The 25016-nt window shown below is 73.1% G+C and carries 18 protein-coding genes and 1 riboswitch; of the genes, 7 read left to right on the forward strand and 11 right to left on the reverse strand.

Translation table 11 applies throughout. The features are described from left to right. The first annotated feature begins 64 nt into the window (after positions 1-64). Genes cbiE through ACZ7H1_RS25135 form a run of 3 tightly spaced genes read left to right on the forward strand, consistent with a single transcriptional unit; the run spans position 65 to position 2875 of the window. The gene (gene cbiE, locus ACZ7H1_RS25125) at positions 65-1324 is read left to right on the forward strand and encodes a precorrin-6y C5,15-methyltransferase (decarboxylating) subunit CbiE (RefSeq protein ID WP_470789939.1); all 1260 of its coding nucleotides are present in this window, start codon (positions 65-67) and stop codon (positions 1322-1324) included. Continuing rightward, positions 1321-2070, forward strand: a complete 750-nt coding sequence (gene cobM, locus ACZ7H1_RS25130; protein ID WP_470789866.1) for a precorrin-4 C(11)-methyltransferase — start codon at positions 1321-1323, stop codon at positions 2068-2070. Before cbiE ends, cobM begins: the two co-directional genes overlap by 4 nt. Then, a complete protein-coding gene (locus tag ACZ7H1_RS25135) occupies positions 2060-2875 on the forward strand; it encodes a cobalt-precorrin-6A reductase (protein ID WP_470789867.1) in 816 nt (271 codons plus the stop codon). Before cobM ends, ACZ7H1_RS25135 begins: the two co-directional genes overlap by 11 nt. Before the next feature lie 58 nt (positions 2876-2933). On the opposite strand, the gene ACZ7H1_RS25140 is transcribed toward ACZ7H1_RS25135, so the two are convergent. From ACZ7H1_RS25140 to cobG, 3 genes are read right to left on the reverse strand one after another with little or no spacing between them, the layout of a single operon-like run. Continuing rightward, positions 2934-4502, reverse strand: coding sequence for a precorrin-2 C(20)-methyltransferase (locus tag ACZ7H1_RS25140; RefSeq protein ID WP_470789868.1), 1569 nt, complete (start codon positions 4500-4502; stop codon positions 2934-2936). Further along, positions 4502-5149 (reverse strand): precorrin-8X methylmutase, encoded by a 648-nt coding sequence (locus ACZ7H1_RS25145; RefSeq protein ID WP_470789870.1) that lies wholly within the window; start codon positions 5147-5149, stop codon positions 4502-4504. Before ACZ7H1_RS25145 ends, ACZ7H1_RS25140 begins: the two co-directional genes overlap by 1 nt. A 4-nt stretch (positions 5150-5153) precedes the next feature. Continuing rightward, entirely contained in the window at positions 5154-6614 is a 1461-nt protein-coding gene (cobG, locus tag ACZ7H1_RS25150) for a precorrin-3B synthase (RefSeq protein ID WP_470789871.1), read from the reverse strand. 156 nt (positions 6615-6770) lie between these two features. Continuing rightward, positions 6771-6876, forward strand: a riboswitch (cobalamin riboswitch). A 53-nt stretch (positions 6877-6929) separates the two neighbouring features. Between cobG and cobN the strand changes: the two genes are divergently transcribed. Both cobN and ACZ7H1_RS25160 read left to right on the forward strand, forming a co-directional pair. Next, positions 6930-10538 carry a cobaltochelatase subunit CobN gene (gene cobN / locus ACZ7H1_RS25155; protein ID WP_470789873.1) on the forward strand — a complete coding sequence of 1203 codons (3609 nt, stop codon included), beginning with the start codon at positions 6930-6932 and terminating at the stop codon, positions 10536-10538. A gap of 45 nt (positions 10539-10583) precedes the next feature. Further along, the gene (locus ACZ7H1_RS25160) at positions 10584-11039 is read left to right on the forward strand and encodes a hemerythrin domain-containing protein (RefSeq protein ID WP_470789875.1); all 456 of its coding nucleotides are present in this window, start codon (positions 10584-10586) and stop codon (positions 11037-11039) included. Positions 11040-11076: 37 nt separating this feature from the next. On the opposite strand, the gene ACZ7H1_RS25165 is transcribed toward ACZ7H1_RS25160, so the two are convergent. Next, entirely contained in the window at positions 11077-12000 is a 924-nt protein-coding gene (locus ACZ7H1_RS25165) for a 2-dehydropantoate 2-reductase (RefSeq protein WP_470789876.1), read from the reverse strand. 205 nt (positions 12001-12205) lie between these two features. Between ACZ7H1_RS25165 and ACZ7H1_RS25170 the strand changes: the two genes are divergently transcribed. Beyond that, positions 12206-14449, forward strand: coding sequence for a terpene synthase family protein (locus ACZ7H1_RS25170; RefSeq protein ID WP_470789878.1), 2244 nt, complete (start codon positions 12206-12208; stop codon positions 14447-14449). An 84-nt stretch (positions 14450-14533) separates the two neighbouring features. Here the strand turns inward: ACZ7H1_RS25170 and ACZ7H1_RS25175 are convergent, their stop codons facing one another. The 7 genes from ACZ7H1_RS25175 to ACZ7H1_RS25205 form a co-directional block, all read right to left on the reverse strand. Next, entirely contained in the window at positions 14534-15760 is a 1227-nt protein-coding gene (locus ACZ7H1_RS25175) for a GNAT family N-acetyltransferase (protein WP_470789879.1), read from the reverse strand. Between the two features lie 32 nt (positions 15761-15792). After that, positions 15793-17010 carry a glycoside hydrolase family 6 protein gene (locus tag ACZ7H1_RS25180; protein ID WP_470789880.1) on the reverse strand — a complete coding sequence of 406 codons (1218 nt, stop codon included), beginning with the start codon at positions 17008-17010 and terminating at the stop codon, positions 15793-15795. 148 nt (positions 17011-17158) lie between these two features. After that, entirely contained in the window at positions 17159-18310 is a 1152-nt protein-coding gene (locus ACZ7H1_RS25185; RefSeq protein ID WP_470789881.1) for an XdhC family protein, read from the reverse strand. Between the two features lie 94 nt (positions 18311-18404). Next, positions 18405-19865: an NCS2 family permease gene (locus ACZ7H1_RS25190; RefSeq protein WP_470789883.1), complete on the reverse strand. Its 1461-nt coding sequence runs from the start codon at positions 19863-19865 to the stop codon at positions 18405-18407. A 304-nt stretch (positions 19866-20169) separates the two neighbouring features. Then, positions 20170-22575 (reverse strand): xanthine dehydrogenase subunit D, encoded by a 2406-nt coding sequence (pucD, locus tag ACZ7H1_RS25195; RefSeq protein WP_470789885.1) that lies wholly within the window; start codon positions 22573-22575, stop codon positions 20170-20172. Between the two features lie 2 nt (positions 22576-22577). Continuing rightward, positions 22578-23180 (reverse strand): (2Fe-2S)-binding protein, encoded by a 603-nt coding sequence (locus ACZ7H1_RS25200; protein ID WP_470789887.1) that lies wholly within the window; start codon positions 23178-23180, stop codon positions 22578-22580. A 2-nt stretch (positions 23181-23182) separates the two neighbouring features. Beyond that, positions 23183-24073 (reverse strand): FAD binding domain-containing protein, encoded by an 891-nt coding sequence (locus ACZ7H1_RS25205; RefSeq protein WP_470789889.1) that lies wholly within the window; start codon positions 24071-24073, stop codon positions 23183-23185. 253 nt (positions 24074-24326) lie between these two features. Between ACZ7H1_RS25205 and ACZ7H1_RS25210 the strand changes: the two genes are divergently transcribed. Beyond that, positions 24327-25016: PucR family transcriptional regulator ligand-binding domain-containing protein (locus ACZ7H1_RS25210; protein WP_470789891.1), on the forward strand; the 690-nt coding region annotated here is incomplete at its 3' end.

Below are 25016 nucleotides of genomic sequence, written 5' to 3' on the forward strand. Positions count from 1 at the left end.
CCGCCGGGCCAGTAGAGTGCGGATCTGTCCCCTCCAGATCCCGAGGTATCCGGCAGTGAGCTCCATGGCGTCCCCGTCCCGCGCGGGGTCATCCCCCACCTTCGTCGTCGGGATCGGCGCGGACGGCTGGGCGGGGCTCGCGCCCGTGGCCCGGCAGGCCCTGTCCGAGGCCGAGGTGCTGATCGGCGGCGGCCGCCAGCTGGACCTGCTGCCCGCCGCCGAATGCCCCGGCGAGCGGATCGCCTGGCCGGTGCCGCTGCGGCCCGCCGTGCCCAAGCTCCTCGCCGAGCACGCCGGGCGCCGGATCGCCGTACTGGCCAGCGGGGACCCCATGTTCTACGGGATCGGCCGCGCGCTCAGCGAGGAGCTGGGCGCGGACCGGCTGCGGGTGCTCCCGCACCCCTCCTCCCTCTCGTACGCCTGCGCCCGGCTGGGCTGGGCCGCCGAGGACACCGAGGTGATCACCCTGGTCGGCCGCCCCGCGGCCCGGCTGGCCGCCGAACTGCACCACGGCCGCAGGCTCCTGGTGCTCAGCGCGGGCGCGCGCACCCCGGCCGAGGTGGCCGCGCTGCTGCGGGAGCGGGGCTTCGGGCCCAGCCGGATGACGGTGCTCGAACAGCTCGGCTCGGAGCGCGAGGACGCGCACGGCGGCACGGCCGACGGCTGGGACGCACCGGCGGGCGACCCGCTCAACGTGATCGCCGTCGACTGCCGGCGCGCCGAGGGCGCGCTGCGGCTGGCGGCCACGCCGGGACTGCCCGACGCGGCGTACGAACACGACGGACAGCTCACCAAGCGGCACGTGCGCGCCGTGACCCTGGGCGCCCTCGCGCCCGCCCCCGGCGAACTGCTCTGGGACGTGGGCGGCGGCTCCGGCTCGATCGCGATCGAGTGGATGCGCACGCACCGCACCTGCCGCGCGGTCACGGTGGAGCGCGACCCCGTGCGCTCCGAGCGCATCGGGCGCAACGCCGCGCGCCTCGGCGTACCGGGCCTCCAGGTGGTGACGGGTGCGGCACCGGAGGCGCTCGACGGCCTGCCTGCGCCCGACGCGGTGTTCATCGGGGGCGGGCTGACCGCGCCGGGCCTGCTGGCGGCCTGCTGGAACGCGCTGCCGGCCGGCGGACGGCTGGTCGCGAACACCGTGACCCTGGAGTCCGAGGCGCTGCTGGCCGACTGGTACCGGCGGCATGGCGGCGACCTGGTCAAGCTGGCGGTCTCGCACGCCGTCCCCGTGGGCGGGTTCACCGGCTGGCGGCAGGCCATGCCGATCACGCAGTGGTCCGTCACGAAGTCACATGTCACACCTGGAGATCACATATGACCGTGTACTTCATCGGTGCGGGCCCCGGCGCCGCCGACCTGATCACGGTGCGCGGCGCCCGCACGCTCGCCGCCTGCCGGGTCTGCCTGTACGCCGGCAGCCTGGTCCCGCAGGAGCTGCTCGCCGAATGCCCGCCGGACGCACGGCTGGTGGACACCGCGCAGCTCACGCTGGACGAGATCGTCGGGGAGCTCGTACGGGCGCACGAGGCGGGTGAGGACGTGGCCCGGCTGCACTCGGGCGACCCGTCGGTGTTCAGCGCGGTCGCGGAGCAGATGCGGCGGCTCGACGCCGCCGGGGTTCCGTACGAAGTCGTCCCGGGCGTACCGGCGTTCGCGGCGGCGGCCGCGGCGCTCAAGCGGGAGCTGACCGTGCCGACGGTGGGCCAGACGGTGATCCTGACCCGCATCTCGCAGCAGGCGACCCCCATGCCGGAGGGCGAGGACCTCGCCACGCTGGGCCGCAGCGGGGCGCTGCTCGTGCTGCACCTGGCGACGCGCTACGTGGACCGGGTGGTCGAGGAGCTGCTGCCGCACTACGGCGCCGACTGCCCGGCCGCGGTCGTGGCCATGGCCAGCCGCCCGGACGAGCTGGTGATCCGCGGCACGCTCGACGAGATCGCGGACCGGGTCAAGGCGGCGGGCATCGTCCGCACGGCCGTCATCCTGGTCGGCCGGACGCTGGGCGCGGAGCAGTTCCGCGACAGCCACCTGTACTCGGCCGAGCGCGACCGGCATGTCTGCTAGCGCACGCCCTGCGCATCCCGCAGACCCCGCGCGCCGGGCGGATCCGGACGTCCACGTCCTGGTCCTGGGCGGCACCACCGAGGCGCGGCGGCTGGCGGAGCTGCTGGTGCAGCGCGCCGCGGCCGGCGGCCCCGGCCGGCCGCTGCGGGTGACCAGCTCCCTGGCCGGGCGGGTGGCCCGGCCGGTGCTGCCCCCGGGTGACGTGCGGGTCGGGGGCTTCGGCGGCCCCTGCGGTCTCGCGGCCTGGATCCGTGAGCACCGGGTGGACGCGGTGGTGGACGCCACGCATCCGTTCGCCGAGCGGATGAGCTTCCACGCGGCCGAAGCCGCGGCCGCGACGGGCGTACCGCTGCTGGCGCTGCGCCGCCCGGCGTGGTCGCCCGTGCCCGGGGACGACTGGCACGAGGCCGCCTCCCTCGCGGACGCCGCGCGGTGCCTGCCGGAGCTGGGCCGCCGGGTCTTCCTGACCACGGGCCGCACGGGACTGGCGGCGTTCGCGCACCTGACGGACCTGTGGTTCCTGGTGCGTTCGGTGGACCCGCCGGAGGGGCTCGTCCCGCCGCGGGCGCAAAGTCTGCTGGACCGGGGGCCGTTCACGCTCGACGGGGAGCGGGCGCTGCTGCGCGAGCACCGGATCGACGTACTGGTCACGAAGGACAGCGGCGGCGCGGCGACCGCCCCGAAACTGGCCGCGGCACGGGAGGCGGGGGTACCAGTGGTCCTGGTCCGCCGCCCGCCGGTGCCTTCGGGTGTGCCGGTCGCCCCGACCCCGGAAGCGGCCGAGGCCTGGCTGACCGCGCTGTGACCGGCCGCCCGGACCCGCAGCGAGCGGGACCGGGCGGTGCGGACCGTACGGGCGGGTCTCAGCGTTCCGGGTACGTCCGCGGCGTCCAGACGACGTCGGGGGCGCCCTCGCGCCGCGACAGGCGGGTCTGCGAGGAGCCGATCAGCAGGATCGTGCGCATGTCGACCTGCGCCGGGTCGAGGTCCGCGAGGCGGACGGTCCGTACGGACTGCTCCGGGCCGCCGACGTCGCGCGCCATCACCACCGGCGTGTCCGGCGACCGGTGCTCCAGCAGCAGGTCCCGCGCCTTGCCCACCTGCCACGTCCGGCTCCGCGAACCGGGGTTGTACAGCGCGAGGACCAGGTCCGCGGCGGCCGCCGCGGCCAGGCGCTCCGCGATGACCTCCCACGGCTTGAGGCGGTCCGACAGCGAGACCACGGCGTAGTCGTGGCCCAGCGGCGCGCCCGCCGCGGCCGCCGCCGCGTTGGCGGCGGTCACCCCGGGCAGCACCCGCACCGGCACGTCGCGGTACGCGTCCTGGGCCGCGACCTCGAGCACGGCCGTGGCCATCGCGAACACGCCCGGGTCGCCGCCGGAGACGACGGCCACCCGGCGCCCGCGCCGGGCCAGGTCGAGCGCGAACTCCGCGCGCTCCGACTCGACCTTGTTGTCGGAACCGTGCCGGACCTGCCCCGGCCGCACCGGCACCCGGTCGAGGTACGTCGTGTAGCCGACCAGCACCTCGGCGTCGGCCAGCGCCCGCCGGGTCTCCGGGGTGAGCCACAGCGGGCCCGCCGGGCCGGTGCCGACGACCACCACGTCGCCCATGGTGCCCGCGCCGTCCGCCCCGTCCGCGCCCGCACCGGGGCGCGGCACCGAACCCGGGTTGCCGATCCGGCTCGGGACCACGGCCACGGAGAAGTACGGCACCGAGTCCGGGTCGGTGTCGGCGAGCAGCCCGGTGCGCTCCCCGGCCATCGTGGCGCGCTCGACGTACCGCGCCTCCGCCAGCCGGCCGGAGTCCTCCAACGCCCGGCGCACCGACGGGAAGGTGCGGCCGAGCTTCATCACGACCGCCGAGTCGGTGGCGGCGAGGCGGGCGGTGAGCTCCTCCTCCGGCAGGGTGCCGGGCAGGATCGTCAGCACCTCCTCGCCCTCCACCAGCGGGGTCTGGAGCCGCGCGGCGGCCGCGCTGACCGAGGTGACGCCGGGGATGACCTCGGTCTCGTAGCGGTCCGCGAGCCGCTTGTGCATGTGCATGTACGAGCCGTAGAAGAGCGGGTCGCCCTCGGCGAGGACGGCGACCGTGCGCCCGGCGTCCAGGTGGGCCGCGAGGCGGGCCGCGGCGGACGCGTAGAACTCGTCCATCGCGCCCTGGTAGCCGCCGGGGTGGTCGGTGGTCTCGGTGGTGACCGGGTAGACCAGCGGCTCCTCGACGTGGTCCACACGCAGGTGCTTCGCCGCGATGGAACGGGCGATGGACCGCCCGTGCCGGGCGCTGTGGTAGGCGACGACGTCGGCTTCGGCGATGACCTCCACCGCGCGCAGGGTCATCAGCGAGGGGTCGCCGGGGCCGAGTCCGACGCCGTAGAGCCGTCCGGGTGCGGTCGCCCGGCCGGCGGCACCGCGGGGTTCGTGACGGTCCATCACTCTTCCTCGCTGGCGATCGCGTTGACCGCGGCGGCGGCGATGGCGCTGCCGCCCCGCCGGCCCCGCACGATCAGGTGGTCGAGCGCGGAGTGGTGCGCGGCCAGCGCGTCCTTGGACTCGGCCGCACCGATGAAGCCGACGGGCACGCCGATCACCGCGGCCGGGCGCGGCGCGCCCTCCTCGATCATCTCCAGCAGCCGGAACAGCGCGGTCGGAGCGTTGCCCACGGCGACCACGGCGCCTTCCAACAGGCCCCGGTCGCGCCACAGTTCGAGGGCGGCGGCGCTGCGCGTCGTGCCCATCTTCGCGGCGAGCTCCGGGACGGCCGGGTCAGAGAGGGTGCACAGCACGTCGTTGTCCGCGGGCAGCCGCTTGCGGGTGACTCCGCTCGCGACCATCTGCACGTCGCACAGGACCGGCGCACCGGCGTGCAGGGCGGCGCGGGCGCGCAGCACCACGTCGGCGGTGTACCCGAGGTCCCGGGTCAGGTCGGTCATCCCGCAGGCGTGAATCATGCGCACCGCGACCTGGGCGACCGAGGCGGGCAGCCCGGCGAGGTCCGCCTCGGCGCGGATCGTGGCAAAGGACTGGCGGTAGATCGCGGCGCCGTCCTTCTCGTACTCGAACACTGTGTACTCGCTCATCTCTTCACTGCGTCTTCGGAGTCTTCTGCGGTTTCGGCGTTGTCGGCGTTTCGGCGTTCAGCGTTTTCGGAGTTCTCGGAGTGTTCGGAGTTCCGGAAGCTGCGCTTCTTGCGGTTGCTCCCGGTTCTGCGCCGGCGGCGGATCCTGCGGGTGCTGCCGGTCCCGCGGAGGGGGTGCGCGCGGCGGCGAGGGCGGCGGCGAGGGCGGACTCGGGGACGCCCCGCCGCACCGGCTGTCCGGGCCCGCCGACGTCGTAGCCGCCGCCGGTGGCGACCAGGTCGACCCAGGCGGCGGCGCGCGGGTGGCCGCAGCGGCGCTCGCATCCGGACCAGTGCACGGGCAGCGGGCCGGCGGCCTCGTGGACGACGGCGCGCGCGTCCTCGCGCACGTCGGCAAGGGACTTGGCGCAACCCGGCCGCCCGGTGCAGGCGGTGACGCCCTCCCACGGACTGCCGGGTGCCACCACGAGTCCGGCGGCTTCCAGCCGGGCCGGACCGTTGACGGGCCGGCGCAGCGGCGCGTCCGGCAGGACGACGGTGCGCCACGGGGTGATGCGCAGCTCGCGCGAGCCGCGGTCGGCGACCTGGACGAGCACCCGCAGCTGGGCCGAGGTCAGCCTGCCGAGCGGCGGCAGCACGCACAGCGGTCCGCGCAGGCCGGGGCCGACGCCCCACGGGGCCGGCGGCGGCCAGTACGGCCAGGCCACCTCGGCGACCGGTTCGGCCCCGATCCCGGCGGCGGCCAGCCGGCTTGCGAACTCCCCGTCCTCCAGGGGGTGTTCGGCGGGCAGTTCGCGTACGCGCCAGGCTCCCGTACCGGCGGTGTCGGCGGTGTCGAGGAAGTACTCGGCGGCGGCGAGGGCCGCCCGGGCGGCGTCGGCCCAGGGTACGGCGACGGCGCCGGCGGCCGCGCCGAGCCGGACCAGTGCCCGCCCCTGCGGCCGGCCGAGGAGCGTGACGTCAGGGGCCAGCGCGGCGACGTCGCCGCGGCCGTCGTCGACGGCGAAGAGGAAGCGCCCGGAGAGCGCGGCGGCCCGGGGGCTCGCGCACAGCAGCCGGTCCAGCTCGCGCACCCAGGGCAGCACGTCGGGACGGTGCAGGAAGCCGTCGCCCGACAGCGGGGTCATCACGATGTTGCGGACCCGCTCGTGGCTCGGCGCCGGCAGCAGTCCGGCGGTGGTGAGCAGCCCGGCCAGTGCGCTTCCGCAGCCGTCGCCGAGACCGCGCAATTGCACATTGCCCCGTGACGTCAGTTCCAGGTGCCCGTCGCCGAACCGGTCGGCGGCCAGCGCCAGCAGCGAGGCCTGGTGCGCGGTCAGCACTCCGCCCGGAATCCGGACGCGGGCGAGGAACCCGTCGTCCGCCGCGTGCAGTCGCAGCGCGCCGGGGCAGGCATCGCCACGGTCCCGTATGACGGGTTCGTCCCGGGATGCGGCGGAGGGGGGCGGGGGCATGGCGGCGAGCATACCCACGAATCCGGGCGCCCGGCCTGTGGCCGTCACCACCCCCCGCGACCCGCGGGCCCCCTGCGCACCGATCCCGCCCCACCTGGGACAACCCCCACTCCCGCACCGGCGCATCGGCGCATAGGATGGCTCCCCGGCGGGCCGACTGGCCCGTCATCGCCGAAGACGGCGACATGGGAGGAAGCCCGGTGAGACTCCGGCGCGGTCCCGCCACTGTGAGCCCGGCAGCCGTCCGCACGGCAGCCGGGTGAGCCAGGAACTCCCGCCGTCTTCACTGCCCGGGGCGCGGAAACCCCGAGGAAGGCCTGCCGCCGCATGATCCTGCTGCTGTCGACGTCCGACACCGATCTGCTGAGCGCCCGCGCCGCCGACGGCCCGGTCCCCTACCGCTTCGCGAACCCGTCCCGGCTCCCCGTCGACGACCTGCCCGCGCTGCTCGACGGCGTCGACTTGGTCGTCGTACGCCTGCTCGGCGGCCTGCGCGCCTGGCAGGAGGGCCTCGACCTGCTGCTCGCCCCCGGCCAGGACCGGCCGGTGGTGGTCCTCACCGGCGAACAGGCCCCCGATGCGCAGCTGATGGAGGCCTCCACGGTCCCGATCGGCATCGCGGCCGAGGCGCACGCCTACCTCGCTCACGGCGGCCCGGCGAACCTGGACCAGCTCGCCCGCTTCCTCTCCGACACCGTGCTGCTGACCGGCCACGGCTTCGAGGCCCCGGCGCCGGCGCCCACCTGGGGCCACCTGGAGCGCACGCCCGTGCGCCCGTACGGCCCGCGGATCGCCGTGCTCTTCTACCGCGCGCACCAGATGAGCGGGAACACGGCCTTCGTGCACGCCCTGTGCGACGCGATCGTGGAGGGCGGCGGCACCCCCGCCCCGCTGTACGTGTCCTCGCTGCGCACCCCCGAGCCCGAGCTGCTCGCCGAACTGGCCGGTGTCGACGCCATCGTGACCACGGTCCTGGCCGCGGGCGGCACCCGCCCGGCGGACGCCTCGGCCGGCGGGGACGACGAGTCCTGGGACGCGGGCGCGCTCGCCGCGCTCGACGTGCCGATCCTCCAGGCGCTGTGCCTGACCGGCTCGCGCAGCACCTGGGAGGAGAACGACGAGGGGCTGTCCCCGCTCGACGCCGCCAGCCAGGTCGCCGTGCCGGAGTTCGACGGCCGGCTGATCACCGTGCCGTTCTCCTTCAAGGAGATCGACGAGGACGGCCTCCCGGCGTACGTGGCCGACCCCGAGCGGGCCGCCCGGGTCGCCGGCATCGCGATCCGGCACGCCCGGCTGCGGCACACGCCCAACGAGCGGAAGCGGATCGCGCTGGTCCTGTCCGCGTACCCGACCAAGCACTCCCGGATCGGCAACGCCGTCGGCCTCGACACCCCGGCGAGCGCCGTGGCGCTGCTGCGCCGGCTGCGCGCCGAGGGCTACGACTTCGGGCCGGAGGAGGAGATCCCCGGCCTGGTCTCGGGCGACGGCGACGAGCTGATCCGCGCCCTGATCGAGGCTGGCGGCCACGACCAGGACTGGCTCACCGAGGAGCAGCTCGCCCGCAACCCGGTCCGGATCCCGGCCGCGGACTACCGCCGCTGGTACGCCGAGCTGCCCGCCGAGCTGCGCGAGTCGGTCGAGGAGCACTGGGGCCCGGCGCCGGGCGAGATGTTCCTGGACCGTTCGCGCAATCCGGAGGGTGACATCGTGCTCGCGGCGCTGCGCCGCGGGAACCTCCTGATCCTCATCCAGCCGCCGCGCGGCTTCGGCGAGAACCCGATCGCGATCTACCACGACCCGGACCTGCCGCCGTCGCACCACTACCTGGCCGCGTACCGCTGGATCCAGGCGTCCGCCCAGGACGGCGGCTTCGGCGCCGACGCGATGATCCACCTCGGCAAGCACGGCAACCTGGAATGGCTGCCGGGCAAGAACGCCGGCCTGTCGGCGGCCTGCGCGCCCGACGCCGCGCTCGGCGACCTGCCGCTGGTGTACCCGTTCCTGGTGAACGACCCGGGCGAGGGCACCCAGGCCAAGCGCCGGGTGCACGCCACGCTCGTCGACCACCTCGTACCGCCCATGGCACGTGCCGACTCGTACGGTGACATTGCACGCCTGGAGCAGCACCTCGACGAGTACGCGCAGATCTCGTCCATGGACCCGGCGAAGCTGCCGGCGATCCGCGCCCAGATCTGGACCCTGATCCAGGCCGCGAAGCTCGACCACGACCTCGGCCTCGCGGAGCGCCCGGACGACGACGGCTTCGACGACTTCCTGCTGCACGTCGACGGCTGGCTGTGCGAGGTCAAGGACGCCCAGATCCGCGACGGCCTGCACGTGCTCGGCGGCGCTCCGACCGGCCCCGAGCGGGTCAACCTGGTCCTCGCCATCCTGCGCGCCCGCCAGATCTGGGGCGGCACCACGGCCCTCCCGGGCCTGCGCGAGGCGCTCGGCCTGGACGAGTCTGCGGCCACCCGCACGAGCGCGGACGAGGCGGAGGCGACCGCCCGCAGCCTGGTCGAGGCCATGGAGGCGGCCGGCTGGGACGCGGCCGCCGTGGCCTCCGTCGCCGAGGGGTACTCGGCGCAGGTGGCCGACGTCCTGGCCTTCGCGGCCCGCGAGGTCGTCCCGCGGCTGGCGGCCACGACCGACGAGATCGACCACGCGGTGCACGCCCTGAACGGCGGCTTCGTGCCCGCCGGCCCCTCCGGCTCGCCGCTGCGCGGCCTGGTGAACGTGCTGCCGACGGGCCGCAACTTCTACTCCGTCGACCCCAAGGCCGTGCCCTCCCGCCTCGCGTGGGAGACCGGGCAGGCCCTGGCCGACTCGCTCGTGGAGCGCTACCGCACCGACAACGGCACCTGGCCCGCGTCCGTGGGCCTGTCGCTGTGGGGCACCAGCGCGATGCGCACCGCCGGCGACGACGTGGCCGAGGCGCTGGCCCTGCTGGGCATCCGCCCGGTGTGGGACGAGGCCTCGCGCCGGGTCACCGGCCTGGAACCGATCCCGTACGAGGAGCTGGGCCGACCGCGCATCGACGTGACCCTGCGCATCTCCGGTTTCTTCCGCGATGCGTTCCCGCACGTCATCGGCCTGCTGGACGACGCGGTACGGCTCGCCGCCTCGCTGGACGAGCCCGCCGAGGTCAACTACGTCCGGGCGCACGCCCAGGCGGACCTGGCCGAGCACGGCGACGAGCGGCGCGCCACCACGCGCATCTTCGGCTCCCGTCCGGGCACGTACGGCGCCGGCATCCTCCAGCTGATCGACAGCCGCGACTGGCGCACCGACGCCGACCTCGCGGAGGTCTACACGGTCTGGGGCGGTTACGCGTACGGCCGCGAGCTGAACGGCCGCCCCGCGCGCGCCGAGATGGAGACGGCGTACAAGCGCATCACGGTCGCGGCGAAGAACACCGACACGCGTGAGCACGACATCGCGGACTCGGACGACTACTTCCAGTACCACGGCGGCATGGTCGCCACGGTGCGGGCGCTGCGGGGCACGGCTCCGGAGGCCTACATCGGCGACTCGACGCGGCCGGAGACGGTCCGTACGCGCACGCTGGTGGAGGAGACCTCGCGGGTCTTCCGGGCCCGCGTGGTCAACCCGAAGTGGATCGAGGCGATGCGCCGCCACGGCTACAAGGGCGCGTTCGAACTCGCCGCGACCGTCGACTACTTGTTCGGCTACGACGCCACGACGGGCGTGGTGGCCGACTGGATGTACGACAAGCTGACGCAGACCTACGTCCTGGACCCGGAGAACCGTGCGTTCCTCCAGGAGGCCAACCCCTGGGCCCTGCACGGCATCGCGGAGCGGCTCCTGGAGGCCGAGTCCCGCGGCATGTGGGAGAAGCCGGACCCGGAGGTGCTCGCCGCGCTGCGCGAGGTCTTCCTCGACACCGAGGGCAACCTGGAAGGCGAAGAGGAGTAAAAAGCGGCAATCCCGACAGAATGGCACCATGTGCCACTACTGCGGGTGCCGTCAGATCCCCTGATCAAGGAGTTCATCGCCGAGCACGAGGCCGTCACCAACGCCGCCGGCGACGCGGTACGGGCGCTCGACCGGGGGGGATCCGGCGGCCGCCGGTCCCTGGTCGGGCGGATGTCCCGGGAGCTCCTCGCCCACTGGGAGGGCGAGGAGCAGGGCCTGTTCCGCGTCATGGTCCGGGACCCGGAGTACGCGGACCACATCGGCGACCTCGTGCGCGAGCACCGCGAGCCGGCCGCGTTCCTGGAGCGGGCGGACCTGTCCGACCCGGCGGACGCGGCGCGGCTGCGGCGGGCGGTGGACGAACTGCACCACCACATCGCGAAGGAGGAGGACGGGCCGTTCCCGGTCTCCCTCACCGCACTGACCGGCGACGAATGGGACCGGTCCATCGAGGCGCGGCGCGCCGCCCACCCGGACCGGGCACTGGGCGCACCGTGCTGACCTGCGGCTCCGCCGCTCCCCCGCCGCGCCCGTCCCGCTACTCCCCGGCCACTGCCCGCTGGTGGACCCGCAACTGGAGGGTGGCCAGGTCCAGGAGCGGTGTGGGCACGCCGAGGGCGCGGGCGCGGGCGACCAGGTCGCCGAACACGTGCTCGACCTCGGTCGGGTACCCGGCGAGCAGGTCCCGGTACAGGGAGGGCGTCAGCGGGGAGCCGGCAGTGGTCACCGTCGCCTCGGTGAAGGCGAGTTCGGCCTCGGGGACGCCGTAGCCTGCCGCGGCGGCGACCGCGGCGGTCTCCGCGACGACCGCGCGGGCCAGCGCGGTCCCGCCGGGTACGGCGGTCACCTCGCCCACCGCGCCGCGGCCCAGGCAGGTCACGGCGGCGAGCGTGCTGATGAACGTCCACTTGTGCCACATGGCGGCGACTATGTCCGGCACACCGGGCGAGTCGATGCCGGCGCCGGCGAGCACGGCGCGCACCGCTTCGACGCGCTCCGAGGTCCGGCCGTCGGTCTCGCCGGTGAGCACCGCGGCCGGCGGGGCCATCCGGACGATGTCGCCCGACGCGTCGAGGGTGGTGACCACCTTGGCCACCCCTCCGAGCACCGCGCCGGCCCCGAACCGCTCGGCGAGCAGGTCGAGGTGGGCCATGCCGTTGAGCAGCGGGACGATGGCGGTCCGCGGGCCGACGGCGGGCGCCAGGTCGGCGACGGCGCGTTCGAGCGCGGTGGACTTCACGGAGAGCAGCACCAGGTCGTACGGCCCGTCCAGGGTGTCGGCGGTGGTCAGCTGCGGGTCGAGTGCGAAGTCCTGCCCCAGGCCCGTCACGCGAAGGCCGCGCTCCCGCAGGGCGGCTGCGCGCCGCGGGCGCACGAGGAAGGTGACGTCCTGGCCGGCCCGGGCGAGCCGCGCTCCGAAGTAGCCGCCGGCGGCTCCGGCGCCGACCGTGAGGATCCTCATGCGTGAACCTTCCCTGAACAGTGCGACGTGTGACGGTGCAATGTGACCCGCAACCCCGCCGCCTCGCACACGTATTCCCCACGGCGTCACCTGATGCGGTGAACTCCCCCATGGCGCAAGGGCCGCAGGGGTAGGGCCGTGCTGATCTCGTGCCGGGGGGCCGCGGCGTGGTGCCCCGCACCTTCGGACGAAAGGCCGAGCCTCCGTGACGCAGCCGTTCCAACTGCCGGACTTCTACGTGCCGTATCCCGCCCGACTGAACCCCCATCTGGAGGAGGCGAGGACCCACAGCAAGCGCTGGGCCCGCGACCTCGGGATGCTGGAAGGTTCCGGCGTGTGGACGGAGTCGGACCTCGACTCGCACGACTACGCCCTGCTGTGCTCGTACACCCACCCCGACTGCGACAGCGGGGCGCTCTCGCTGGTGACCGACTGGTACGTGTGGGTGTTCTTCTTCGACGACCACTTCCTGGAGGTCTACAAACGCTCCCAGGACCGCGCGGGGGCGAAGGAGTACCTCGACGGACTCGCGGCGTTCATGCCCATGGACCTCGCGGACGGCTTCCCGGAGGCCGCCAACCCGGTCGAGGCCGGGCTCGCCGACCTGTGGGCGCGTACCGTTCCGTCGATGAGCCTGGACTGGAGGGAACGGTTCTCCGAGAGCACGAAGAACCTCCTCGACGAGTCCATGTGGGAGCTGCACAACATCAACATCGGCCGGGTGGCCAACCCGCTGGAGTACATCGAGATGCGCCGCAAGGTGGGCGGCGCACCCTGGTCGGCCGGGCTGGTCGAGTACGTGGCCGCGGAGGTCCCGGCCCGGATCGCCCGCTCGCGGCCCCTGGGCGTGCTGCGCGACGCGTTCTCCGACGCCGTCCACATCCGCAACGACATCTTCTCCTACCAGCGCGAGGTCGCGGACGAGGGCGAGCTCTCCAACGCCGTCCTGGTGCTGGAGACCTTCCTCGGCTGCACCACCCAGGAGGCCGCGGAGCTCTCCAACGACCTGCTGACCTCGCGGCTCCAGCAGTTCGAGTACACCGCCCTCGCCGAGGTTCCCGCGCTCGCCGCCGAGCACGCCCTGACCCCGGCCGAGCTGGCCGGCGTACTCGCGTACACCAAGGGGCTCCAGGACTGGCAGTCCGGCGGCCACGAATGGCACATGGTCTCCAGCCGGTACATGAACGAGCAGGCGCGGGCCACCGCCCCGCTCTCCCTCCCCTTCATGCCGGCCGGCGTCGGCACCACCGCGCTCGACGTCCGCTCGATGTTCACCCCGCGCTCCGTGGACATGCGCCGCCGCAGCTTCACCCACGTGCCGTTCCGCCGGGTCGGACCCTCGCTGCTGCCCGAGTTCTACATGCCCTTCGCCCTCGGCCTCAGCCCGCACCTCGACCTGGCCCGCCGCGACGTGGTCGACTGGTGCCGCCGGACGGGGCTGCTGGACCCGCAGCCGGGCGACCCCGGCTCCGCGATCTGGACCGAACGCAAGCTGGTGGGCTTCGACTTCGCGCTCTGCTCGGCCGGCATCGACCCCGACGCCACGCCCGAGGCGCTGTGCCAGAGCGCGCAGTGGCTCGCCTGGGGCACGTACGCCGACGACTACTACCCGAAGGTCTTCGCCGCCACGAAATCGCCCGACGCGGCCCGCCACACCACCGACCGGCTGATCTCCATGATCCCGGTGGACCCCGCGGCGGCCCCCGAGCCGCTCACCGCGATGGAGCGGGGCCTGAAGGACCTGTGGGCCCGGACCGTCGCGAACATGGCCGCCGAGGCCCGCGAGGAGTTCCGCCTCACCGTCACCGGCATGCTGAAGAGCTGGGTCTGGGAGGTCGACAACAGCACCGTCAACCGCATCCCCGACCCCGTCGACTACGCGGAGATGCGGCGCTACACCTTCGGCAGCCACATGACCATGTACCTGGCCCGCCTGGGCCACGCGGGGCGGGGCGTGCCGCCGGAGATCCACCGCACCGGGGTCGTCCGCTCGCTGGAGTCCTCGGCCACGGACGTCGCCTGCATCATGAACGACCTCTTCTCGTACCAGAAGGAGATCGAGTACGAGGGCGAGGTGCACAACCACGTGCTCGTCACCCAGAACTTCTTCGACATCGACTACCCGCAGGCCTTCGCGATCGTCTCCGACCTGATGACCCGGCGCACCGAGGAGTTCGAGCACATCCGGGACAACCAGCTCCCGGTGCTCTACGACGACTTCGGACTGGACCGGGCCGGCCGCGAGGCGCTCGACGCCTACGTGAAGGAGCTGGAGGACTGGATGGCCGGCATCCTCCACTGGCACCTGCACACGCGCCGCTACCGGCAGGAGGACCTGGCGCAGACCCCCACCGGACTCCGGGCCGGCGGTACCGGAACGCCCGTCGGCCCGGCGTTCGGGGCGCCCGGCTTCGGCATGGCGGCCGCCCGGATCTCCCCGGCCCCCTGACCGGCTGCCCCGGCCCGGCCGCCCGCCCCCGGCTGCCCCGGCCCGGCCGCCGAGCGCCGAACCGGCCGCCGACCCGACGTCTGGTCAGAACTCGTCGAGGGTGTGCGGCAGTTGACCGGTGCGCAGCGCCGCGTCGAGCAGCTCCGCCGCCCCCGGCGTGTACTGCGCCACCAGCCCTGCGCGCACGAGGTCGGCGGCCCGGGTCCCGCCCAGGTAGCAGGCCGCGAGGTCGCGGACGTCGAAGGCGAGGTCGGCCGGGGCCCGGGCGGGCTCGTACGCGGCCCCTCCGGGGCCCGCCTTCAGCCGGAAGCGGCCGGTGTTCGCGGGCATCCGGTCGTCGGTCACCTCGAGGACGAGCTCGACGGGCGCGGCCCAGCTCCGGGCGGTCAGCGCGGCCCGCACGTCCACCAGCCGCACCCAGAGGGCCGGGAACTGCTCGGTGATCCTGACCTGGTCGCGGTCCGCGGCGAACAGCAGCAGCGGGTCGTCGGCGGGCCGGCCCCAGCCCTTGACCACCCCGGTCAGGTCGAGCCCCACGAGGCAGCTCCACAGGGCCGCGGCGGCCTCGGGGGTGTCGGCTTCCAGTTCGTACACCTGCACCACGCCCTGGCTTCGGCCCGGGGCGGTGCCGTGCTCCTCGGCCTTGGAGCGGTAGACGGCGTATCCGGCGAGCGGTTCGCCGAGGGCGATGATCCGCGGCGGGCCGAGCTCGTCGTCCTCCTCGTCCTTCTCCCGCAGCCACTCGCCGCGCCAGCGCTCCTCGTCGCGGGCGGCCCGGCCGGCCCGCACCGCGCGGGTGCGCTCGAAGTACGGGCCGATCAGCGCCGGGGCGTCCTGCGGGTCGACCAGCCGCAGCGGGCGGTCGTCGGGGCGGATCCGCAGGGCGAGCGGCCGGGTGGAGTCGATCTCGACGGACGTGCCCTGGGTGGCCGCGCCCCAGCCGAAGCGCCCGTAGATGGCGCTCTCGGAGGCCCACAGCGCGGCGACAGGCCGGCCGGCGCGGGCCGCCCGGTCCAGCAGTTCGGCCATGAGGGCCGTGAGGACGCCGCGGCGCCGGTGGGTGGGGGCGACGGACACGAACGTGAGGGAGGGGCACGGGAGATCGGCGCCCGGCACCGACATGCGGAAGTCGTGCGCCGCCATGAACCCGACCAGCGCGGCGCCGTCGTAGGCGCCGATCCGCTCGCATCCCGCGAGCAGCCGGCGGTGGTGTTCGCGCTCCTCTTCCTCCGGCCGGTCGTGGAAGACCAGGTAGGCCAGTTCCAAGGCGCGGTCGATCTCTTCCTCGGGCACATCGCGGATGTCCACCATGATCCGGACCCTAAACCCTCATTGGTGACGGGTCACCTCATAATGGCTGGATTTGCCAGTCGTACCAGCTCGAGGGCCTGCTCGGGGAACCAGTCGCCGGCCTTCGGGGAGACGAGTGCGCGCTCGGGGTCCTGCGGTCCGGCGGTGCCGCGCAGGCAGTAACCGTCCGACTCCCCCGGGGTCTTGATCCACAGTCTGGCGTCGTGGAGCACGTATCCGGTGGCGGTGGTGGGGCGGGCGCCGAGTCCGCGGCCGGGCGGATTGCACCAGTCCTGCGGATCGGTGTACTTGCCCTCCGGTGCCTTCCACTGCCCGCGGCCGTTGCGGCTGGTGTCGGTGACGAAGTGCTTCATCCTGGCCGGATCCAGTGCCCGCTTGCGGGTGCCGATCCAGGCCCGGGCCTCGGCGCGGGGGCGCCACTGGTCGGGGCACTCGGCGCTGTCGCCGCCGGTTTCGGCGTGGGCGAGGCAGACGGAGACGAGGTAGGCGAACCAGACGCCGGCGGCCTCGGTGTTGTAGTTGGAGACGTTGACCGCGAAACCGGCCGCGCCGTCGACGCCCGCCTGGCGCAGGCGGGGCACGATGGCGTTGACGCTGTGCCAGGCGGCATGGCCCGCGTCGAGGTACACGTCGGTGGCCGGGCGGGCTTCGAGAGCGCGTACGGCGTATCCGATCTCGGTGTAGCGGGCGGCGGTCCGCCCGCCCGCCAGGTCGGCCGGGGCGGACTCCGGGCCGGAGCCCGCCGGGCACTCGCGGGGCAGCAGGGCCAGCGAGTCCGGCTCGAGCACGACCAGGGCCCGGTGGTCGTCGATCCCGCGGGCGACCGCGTCGATCCAGCTGCGATAGGCGGCGGTGCCGGCGGCCCCGCCGGCGGAGTACTGGGAGCAGTCGCGGCCCGGCACGTTGTACAGCACCAGGACCGGCAGGCGGCGGGTGCGCACGGCGTCCCTGGTGACCGCCCGGACCTCCGCCTCGGCCTGCGCGGGGGTCTGGTCCCCGAGCCACACGGCGTGAGGCGTGGTGGCCATGGCGGTGATCGCCTGCGCCTCGCGCCCGCGGCCCGCGGCCCTCAGCTGCCGGGCCTGGAGGTGGGCGGCGGGGTTGGCGGGCGGGACGTACAGGGGCACGCCCCGGGGGATGCCCTCCCGGTGCACCGCGGGCGCTGCGGGCAGGGAGGCCGTGCCGGAGAGCAGGACGACGGCGAGGGCGGCGGCGGGCAGCAGGGCCCGGGCGAGGTGTCGGTGGTGCACGGCAGCCGACGCTGGTGCAGGCGCCGCGGGCGGGTCAAGTCGCGTTACCCGGGCGGCGCAAGAGCGCAACCCGTGCGGGTTGCGCTCTGCCGCGCGCTTACCCCTCCGGGGTCCCTGCCGTCCCTGCGGCGGCTGCGGGCCGTGCTCTTCAGGCGACGACACCGATCCGGGTGACGACCGTCTCGGAGCTGTCGTGGTGGATCGGGGTGTGGGCGCCGGTGAGGGAGCGTCCGCTGCCGCCGCGGCGGTTGGCGACGATCTCGGCGGCGATGGACAGCGCGGTCTCCTCCGGGGAGCGGGCGCCGAGGTCCAGGCCGATCGGGGAGCGCAGGCGGGCGAGTTCGAGCTCGGTGACGCCGACCTCGCGCAGCCGCTTGTTGCGCTCGTCGTGGGTGCGGCGGGAGCCCATCGCGCCGACGTAGGCGACGGGAAGCTTCAGGGCCAGTTCGAGGAGCGGTACGTCGAACTTGGCGTCGTGGGTCAGGACGCAGAGCACGGTACGGGCGTCGACCTGCGTCTCGGCGAGGTAGCGGTGCGGCCAGTCCACGACGATCTCGTCGGCCTCGGGGAAGCGCTGCTCCGTGGCGAAGACGGGCCGCGCGTCGCAGAGGGTGACGCGGTAGCCGAGGAACTTGCCGATGCGCACGAGCGCGGACGCGAAGTCGATGGCACCGAAGACGATCATGCGGGGGGCGGGGACGCTGGACTCGACGAGGATCTTCAGCGGCTCGCCGCACAGGCGCCCTTCGGCCCCGATCTCCAGGAGCCCGGTCCGGCCGGCGTCGAGCATCGCGCGGGCTTCTTCGGCGACGGTGCGGTCCAGCTCGGGGTGCCCGCCGAAGGTGCCTTCGTACGCGCCCTCGGAGCGGACCAGGACGGCGCGGCCGGTCAGCTCGGCCGGGCCGGCGGCGACGCGGGCGACGGCGGCGGGCTCGCCCTGGGCCGCGGCGGCCAGGGCGGCTTCGAAGACGGCGCGCTCCGGGGTTCCGGCGAGGACGGGGGTGACCAGGATGTCGATGATGCCGCCGCAGGTCAGGCCGACGGCGAAGGCGTCGTCGTCGCTGTAGCCGAAGCGCTCCAGGACGCTCCGGCCGTCTTCGAGGGCCTGCCGGCAGAGCTCGTAGACGGCGCCCTCCACGCATCCGCCGGAGACCGATCCGATGGCCGTGCCCCCGCCGTCGACGGCGAGGGCGGCTCCGGGCTGCCGGGGTGCGCTGCCGCCCACCGCCACGACGGTGGCGACGGCGAAATCACGTCCCTGCTCGACCCACCGGTTCAGCTCTTCGGCGATGTCCAGCATGTCGGCCTCCTCGGAGGATCGTTTCCAGTATCGGATGCGTGACGGGTGAGGGCGCGGTCCGGGCCCTGTCGGCGGGCCCGGACGGCGCCTCGGCTCAGTTGATGTCGAGCCAGCCCTCGATCGGGTGCAGGGCGTAGAACACCACGAAGATCGCGGTGAGTCCCCACATGAAGGCACCGATTTCGCGGGCCTTGCCCTGGGCGACCTTGATGGCGACGTACGAGATGACGCCCGCGGCCACACCGGCGGTGATCTGGTAGGTGAACGGCATGATCACGACGGTCAGGAAGACCGGGATCGCGACCGAGCTGTCCGCCCAGTCCACGTGGCGGGCGTTCTGCATCATCATCGCGCCGATGACGACCAGGGCCGCGGAGGCGACCTCACCCGGGACGATCTGCGTGATCGGGGTGAAGAAGATGCAGGCGGCGAAGAACAGGCCGGTGACCACGGAGGCCAGGCCGGTACGGGCGCCCTCGCCGACACCGGTGGCGGACTCGACGAACACGGTCTGGCCGGAGCCGCCCGCGACACCGCCGATGGCACCGCCGGCGCCGTCGATGAACAGGGCCTTCGACAGGCCGGGCATGCGGCCCTTGTCGTCGGCGAGCTTGGCCTCGGTGCCGACGCCGATGATGGTGGCCATCGCGTCGAAGAAGCCGGCGAGCACCAGGGTGAAGACGATCATGCCGACCGTCATGGCGCCGACCTCGCCCCAGCCGCCGAACTCGACGTCGCCGAAGAGCGAGAAGTCCGGCATCGAGACCGCGGAGCCGGAGAGCTCCGGGGCGCCGCTGCGCCAGGCCTTCGCGTCGATGTCCGCGACGGCGTTGAGGACCACGGCCAGGATGGTTCCGCCGACGATGCCGATCAGGATCGCGCCGGGAACCTTGCGCGCCTGCAGCATGAAGATGCCGAGCAGGGTCACGCAGAAGATCAGGACGGGCCAGCCGGCGAGCTCGCCGGCGGGACCGAGGGTGACGGGACCGCCACCCTGCGAAGCGTGCACGAATCCGGCCTTCACGAGGCCGATCAGGGCGACGAACATGCCGATGCCCATGGTGATCGCGTGCTTGAGGGCGAGCGGGATGGCGTTCATGATCATCTCGCGGAGGCCGGTGACGACCAGGAGACAGATCACGGCGCCGTACATCACGCACATGCCCATGGCCTGCGGCCAGGTCATCTCGGGGGCGACCTGCGAGGCGAGCACGCCGGACACGGAGAGTCCGGCGGCGAGGGCGAGCGGCACCTTGCCGATGAAGCCCATGAGGAGGGTGGTCACGGCCGCGGCGAAGGCGGTGGCCGTGATGAGAGCCTTCTGGCTCAGGGTGTCGCCGGCGACGTCCTTACCCGAGAGGATCAGGGGGTTGAGAAGAAGGATGTACGCCATGGCCATGAAGGTCGTGATACCGCCACGAACCTCGTTGCCGACGTTGGATCCTCTGTGGGTTATGTGAAAGTACCGGTCGAGCCAGGACCGCCCGGCGGGGTTCAGCGAGCCGGAGCCCGCATCTTCCGCGGTGGTCTTGGGCTCCACTGACGACTGGGTCATGGTGCCTAACTCCCAAGGTTCAAAGGGGCACCCGCATGGGGATTGGAGATCGCGGGATTTGGGATGAAACGTTGGCTGCACGACCCGGGGTGACGGCCCGAGACGAAGCTGTTCATGGGAACTGCGGTACTGCTGGTCCTACTGGTCCTGCTGTTCACTACGGGTACCACGGGTACTACGGGTACTACGGGTACTGCGCGGGGGTCGAAGCGGACCGCGAGCGGTGCGGCTGCCTCGTACTCCGGGCGGTGTGACGGTGAAGTGTGACGTTCCCGCGTCACACCGCCCGGAGAGCCTGTAGTCCCTAGAGGGTGCCGGTGAGGGCCTCGGGACGGATCGGCGTCTTGTTGAGCTCCAGACCGGTCGCCTGCCGGATCGCCGCGAGGACGGCCGGGGTGGACGAGAGGGTCGGGGCCTCGCCGAGACCGCGCAGACCGTACGGCGCGTTCGGGTCGGCGAGCTCCAGGACGTCGACCGGGATGGTCGGGGTGTCGAGGATGGTCGGGATCAGGTAGTCCGTGAAGGAGGGGTTGCGCACCTTCGCGGTCTTCGGGTCCACGATGATCTCCTCCATGACCGCCACGCCGAGGCCCTGGGTGGTACCACCCTGGATCTGGCCGACCACGGAGAGCATGTTCAGCGCCTTGCCGACGTCCTGGGCGGTGGCGAGCTCGACGACCTTGACCAAGCCGAGCTCGGTGTCCACCTCGACCACCGCGCGGTGCGCGGCGAACGTGTACTGGACGTGACCGTCGCCCTGGCCGGTGACCAGGTCGAACGCCTGCGTGGGACGGTGGCGGAACTCCAGCTCGAGGTCGATCGCCTCCTCGCCGTCGAGGACGTCGACCAGGTCCGCGAGGACCTCGCCGCCGTCGGTGACGACCTTGCCGTTCTCCAGGAGCAGCTCGGCGGTCGCCCACGCGGGGTGGTAGGAGCCGTTCTTGCGGCGCCCGATCTCCAGGACCTTCTCCCGGACGGCCTCGCAGGTGTTCTTCACCGCGCCGCCGGTCATGTACGTCTGCCGGGAGGCGGACGTGGATCCGGCGGAGCCGACCTGGGTGTCGGCCGGGTGGATCGTCACCTGCGTGACGCCCAGCTCCGTGCGGGCGATCTGGGCGTGCACGGTGACACCGCCCTGGCCGACCTCGGCCATGGCCGTGTGGACCATCGCGACGGCCTCGCCGTTGATGACCTCCAGGCGCACGCGGGCGGTGGAGTAGTCGTCGAATCCCTCGGAGAAGCCGACGTTCTTGATGCCGACCGCGTAGCCGACGCCGCGGACGACGCCCTCGCCGTGCGTGGTGTTGGAGAGTCCGCCGGGCAGTGCGCGGACGTCCGCGCCCTCGCCGGCCGACTCCCACTGGCGCTCCGGCGGCAGCGGGCGGGCCTTGACCCGGCGCAGCAGCTCGGCGACGGGCGCCGGGGAGTCCACGACCTGGCCGGTGGGCATGATCGTGCCCATCTCCATGGCGTTCAGCTGGCGGAACTCCACCGGGTCCATGCCCAGCTTCGCCGCGAGCTTGTCCATCTGGGCCTCGTACGCGAAGCAGGCCTGGACGGCGCCGAAGCCGCGCATCGCGCCACAGGGCGGGTTGTTCGTGTAGAGCGCGATCGCCTCGATGTCGACGTCGTCGATGACGTACGGGCCGACGGAGAGGGAGGAGGCGTTGCCCACGACCGCCGGGGAGGCCGACGCGTAGGCGCCGCCGTCCAGGACGATCTTGCACTTCATGTGCGTGATCTTGCCGTCCTTGGTGGCGCCGTGCTCGTAGTAGAGCTTCGCCGGGTGGCGGTGCACGTGGCCGAAGAAGGACTCGAACCGGTTGTAGACGATCTTGACCGGCTTGTTGGTGGCCAGGGCCAGCAGGCAGGCGTGGATCTGCATCGAGATGTCCTCGCGGCCGCCGAAGGCACCGCCGACGCCGGAGAGCGTCATGCGCACCTTCTCCTCGGGCAGGCCGAGGACGGGGGCGATCTGCTTGAGGTCCGAGTGCAGCCACTGGGTGGCGACGTAGAGGTCGACACCACCGTCCTCGGACGGCACGGCCAGGCCGGACTCCGGGCCGAGGAAGGCCTGGTCCTGCATGCCGAAGGTGTACTCGCCCTCGACGATGACGTCGGCGCGCTTGCGGGCCTCTTCCACGTTGCCGCGGATGATCGGCTGGCGGTGCACGATGTTCGGGTGCGGGACGTGACCGGAGTGGTGGTCGTCGCGGCCCTCGTGGATCAGCGGCGCGTCGGCGGCGAGGGCGGAGGCCTCGTCCGTGACGAGCGGCAGCTCACGGTAGTCGATCTTGATCTTGGCGGCCGCGCGGCGGGCGGTCTCCGGGTGGTCGGCGGCCACGAGGGCGACCGGCTCGCCGTGGTGGCGTACCCGGCCGTTGGCGAGGACCGGCGTGTCCTGGATCTCCAGGCCGTAGTTCTTCATCTCGGCCGGCAGGTCGTCGTACGTCAGCACCGAGTACACGCCGGGCATGGCGAGCGCCTCGGAGATGTCGATGGACGCGATCTCGGCGTGCGCCACGGTGCTGCGCAGGGTCTGGCCCCACAGCATGTCCTCGTGCCACATGTCCGAGGAGTACGCGAACTCGCCGGTCACCTTGAGCGTGCCGTCCGGGCGGAGCGTGGACTCGCCGATGCCGCCCCGGTTGTGCTTCTGGGTGACGTTGGTGGGCGTTCCGGCCGGAGTGGTGCGGGTGTTCTGAGCCATGGTCAGACCGCCTCTCCCTGACGGGCGGCCGCGAGGCGGACCGCGTCGAGGATCTTCTCGTAGCCCGTGCAGCGGCAGAGGTTGCCGGACAGGGCCTCACGGATGTCCTGGTCGGACGGGTCGGCGTTGCTCTCGAGGAGAGCGTCGGCCTGGACCAGCAGACCCGGGGTGCAGAAACCGCACTGGACGGCGCCGGCGTCGATGAACGCCTGCTGGATGGTGGAGAGCTCCACGCCCTCGCCCGTCTGCGAGTCGCCGGGCTTGGCCGACCACCGCTGGGCCTCGTCGGTGGAGACGCCCTTGCTGCCGCAGCCGCCGGTGCCGCAGGCACCGCCGTGGCCGTGCGCCTCGCGCTGCTTGGCGAAGTCCGCCAGGCCCTCGACCGTCACGACGTCGCGGCCCTCGACCTGGCCGGCGGCGACGAGACAGGAACAGACCGGCACGCCGTCGAGGCGGACGGTGCAGGAACCGCACTCGCCCTGCTCACAGGCGTTCTTCGAACCGGGCAGGCCCAGACGCTCGCGGAGGACGTAGAGGAGGGACTCGCCCTCCCAGACGTCGTCGGCTTCCTGCGGACGGCCGTTGACCGTGAAATTGACGCGCATGCTTACGCAGCTCCTTCAAGCGGGCGGCCGTTGCCGCGGTACTGCTCCCAGGTCCAGACGAGCTGGCGGCGGGCCATGATGCCGACCGCGTGACGGCGGTACTTCGCCGTGCCGCGGACGTCGTCGATCGGGTTGCAGGCGCCGGAGGCGAGGTCGCCGAACTGCTTCGCGATCGAGGGGGTGATGATCTTGCCGGACTCCCAGAAGCCGCCCTCTTCGAGCGCGGCGTTCAGGAACTCCTCGGCGGCCTTCGCCCGGATGGGGGTCGGGGCGGCCGAGCCGATGCCGGTGCGGACCGTGCGGGTCTCGGGGTGCAGCGCCAGACCGAAGGCGCAGACCGCGATGACCATGGCGTTGCGGGTGCCGACCTTGGAGTACTGCTGGGGACCGTCCGCCTTCTTCACGTGGATGGTCTTGATGAGCTCGTCGGGGGCCAGCGCGTTGCGCTTGACGCCCGTGTAGAACTCGTCGATCGGGATGAAGCGGGTGCCGCGCACCGACTCCACCTCGACCTCGGCTCCGGCCGCCAGGAGCGCCGGGTGGGAGTCGCCGGCCGGCGAGGCGCAACCGAGGTTGCCGCCGACACCGCCGCGGTTGCGGATCTGCGGGGACGCGACCGTGTGCGAGGCGAGCGCGAGACCCGGCAGCTCCTCACGGAGGTTCTCCATGATCTGGGTGTACGGGACGGAGGCGCCCAGGCGGACGTTCTCCTCACCGACCTCCCACTCCCGCAGCAGCTCGATGCGGTTGAGGTCCAGGAGGTACTCCGGACGGCGGTGGTCGAAGTTGATCTCGACCATCACATCGGTGCCACCCGCAATCGGCACAGCTGTGGGGTGCTCAGCCTTAGCGGCGAGCGCCTCCTCCCAGCTGGCGGGGCGAAGGAAGTCCATGTGTGGCTCTCTTCTTCTTAATCGGGTCGTTCACTTCAAGCCAGGAGGGCCCAAGTCCCTCGACTGGTCGTTCACGTGCTGTTAACGCGGTGTGGAGTCAGTACACAAGCCGCGCGTCCCCCGGGTGCAGTCACCGAAACCATGAAGGAGTTGGCTGGGCGCCTCCCTCGTCTTGTAGATTCGTATAAAAGGCGAGGCTGAGCAGCCTCTCCGATTTTCAACGGCAACATCGAGACAGATCGGCGGCGACCCCATGAGGCTGCGCGCACTGCTGGAAACCGAGGCGCTGGGCCTGCGGCTCCTGGGCGGCGAGGACGAGCTCGACCGTACGGTTCGCGGCGTCATGACGACCGACCTCCGGGACCCGAGCAGGTACCTCTCGGGCGGCGAATTGGTGCTTACCGGGCTCGCCTGGCGAAAGAATTCAGCCGACTCCGAGCCATTCGTACGAATCCTTGCGAGCGCGGGCGTCGCGGGGCTCGCGGCCGGCGAAGCGGAGCTGGGCGACATCCCCGACGATCTGGTTTCAGCCTGTCGGCGCAACCGGCTGCCGCTCTTCGCGGTGAACGAGGACGTTGCATTCGCCACGATCACGGAGTACGTCGTCCGGCAGGTGTCCGGGGAGCGCGCGGGGGACCTCGCGGCCGTCGTGGACCGCCACCGCAGGCTGATGACCTCGGGTCCCGCCGGCGGCGGACCGGATGTGGTGCTGGATCTGCTCACCACCGACCTCGATCTGCGCGCGTGGGTGCTCTCCCCCACGGGCCGGCAGATCGCCGGGGCGGGAGAACCACTGGCGCCGGGCGTGTGCGCGACGCTGGCCGGCGAGCATCTGGCGGCGGTCCGGACCGGTCGCCGGGGCCCGCACCGGATCTCCATCCAGGGTATTACGTACTCGCTCTTCCCGATCAAGGGAGCCGGGCGCGCCGCCGGGCCGGCGGCG

The organism is Streptomyces sp. NPDC037401 (genome assembly GCF_055602345.1).

Coding starts and splice junctions, on each gene's coding strand:
- cbiE (WP_470789939.1), top strand. CDS start 65: ATGGCGTCCCCGTCCCGCGCGGGGTCATCCCCCACCTTCGTCGTCGGG.
- cobM (WP_470789866.1), top strand. CDS start 1,321: ATGACCGTGTACTTCATCGGTGCGGGCCCCGGCGCCGCCGACCTGATC.
- ACZ7H1_RS25135 (WP_470789867.1), top strand. CDS start 2,060: ATGTCTGCTAGCGCACGCCCTGCGCATCCCGCAGACCCCGCGCGCCGG.
- ACZ7H1_RS25140 (WP_470789868.1), bottom strand. CDS start 4,502: ATGGACCGTCACGAACCCCGCGGTGCCGCCGGCCGGGCGACCGCACCC.
- ACZ7H1_RS25145 (WP_470789870.1), bottom strand. CDS start 5,149: ATGAGCGAGTACACAGTGTTCGAGTACGAGAAGGACGGCGCCGCGATC.
- cobG (WP_470789871.1), bottom strand. CDS start 6,614: ATGCTCGCCGCCATGCCCCCGCCCCCCTCCGCCGCATCCCGGGACGAA.
- cobN (WP_470789873.1), top strand. CDS start 6,930: ATGATCCTGCTGCTGTCGACGTCCGACACCGATCTGCTGAGCGCCCGC.
- ACZ7H1_RS25165 (WP_470789876.1), bottom strand. CDS start 12,000: ATGAGGATCCTCACGGTCGGCGCCGGAGCCGCCGGCGGCTACTTCGGA.
- ACZ7H1_RS25175 (WP_470789879.1), bottom strand. CDS start 15,760: ATGGTGGACATCCGCGATGTGCCCGAGGAAGAGATCGACCGCGCCTTG.
- ACZ7H1_RS25185 (WP_470789881.1), bottom strand. CDS start 18,310: ATGCTGGACATCGCCGAAGAGCTGAACCGGTGGGTCGAGCAGGGACGT.
- ACZ7H1_RS25190 (WP_470789883.1), bottom strand. CDS start 19,865: ATGACCCAGTCGTCAGTGGAGCCCAAGACCACCGCGGAAGATGCGGGC.
- pucD (WP_470789885.1), bottom strand. CDS start 22,575: ATGGCTCAGAACACCCGCACCACTCCGGCCGGAACGCCCACCAACGTC.
- ACZ7H1_RS25200 (WP_470789887.1), bottom strand. CDS start 23,180: ATGCGCGTCAATTTCACGGTCAACGGCCGTCCGCAGGAAGCCGACGAC.
- ACZ7H1_RS25205 (WP_470789889.1), bottom strand. CDS start 24,073: ATGGACTTCCTTCGCCCCGCCAGCTGGGAGGAGGCGCTCGCCGCTAAG.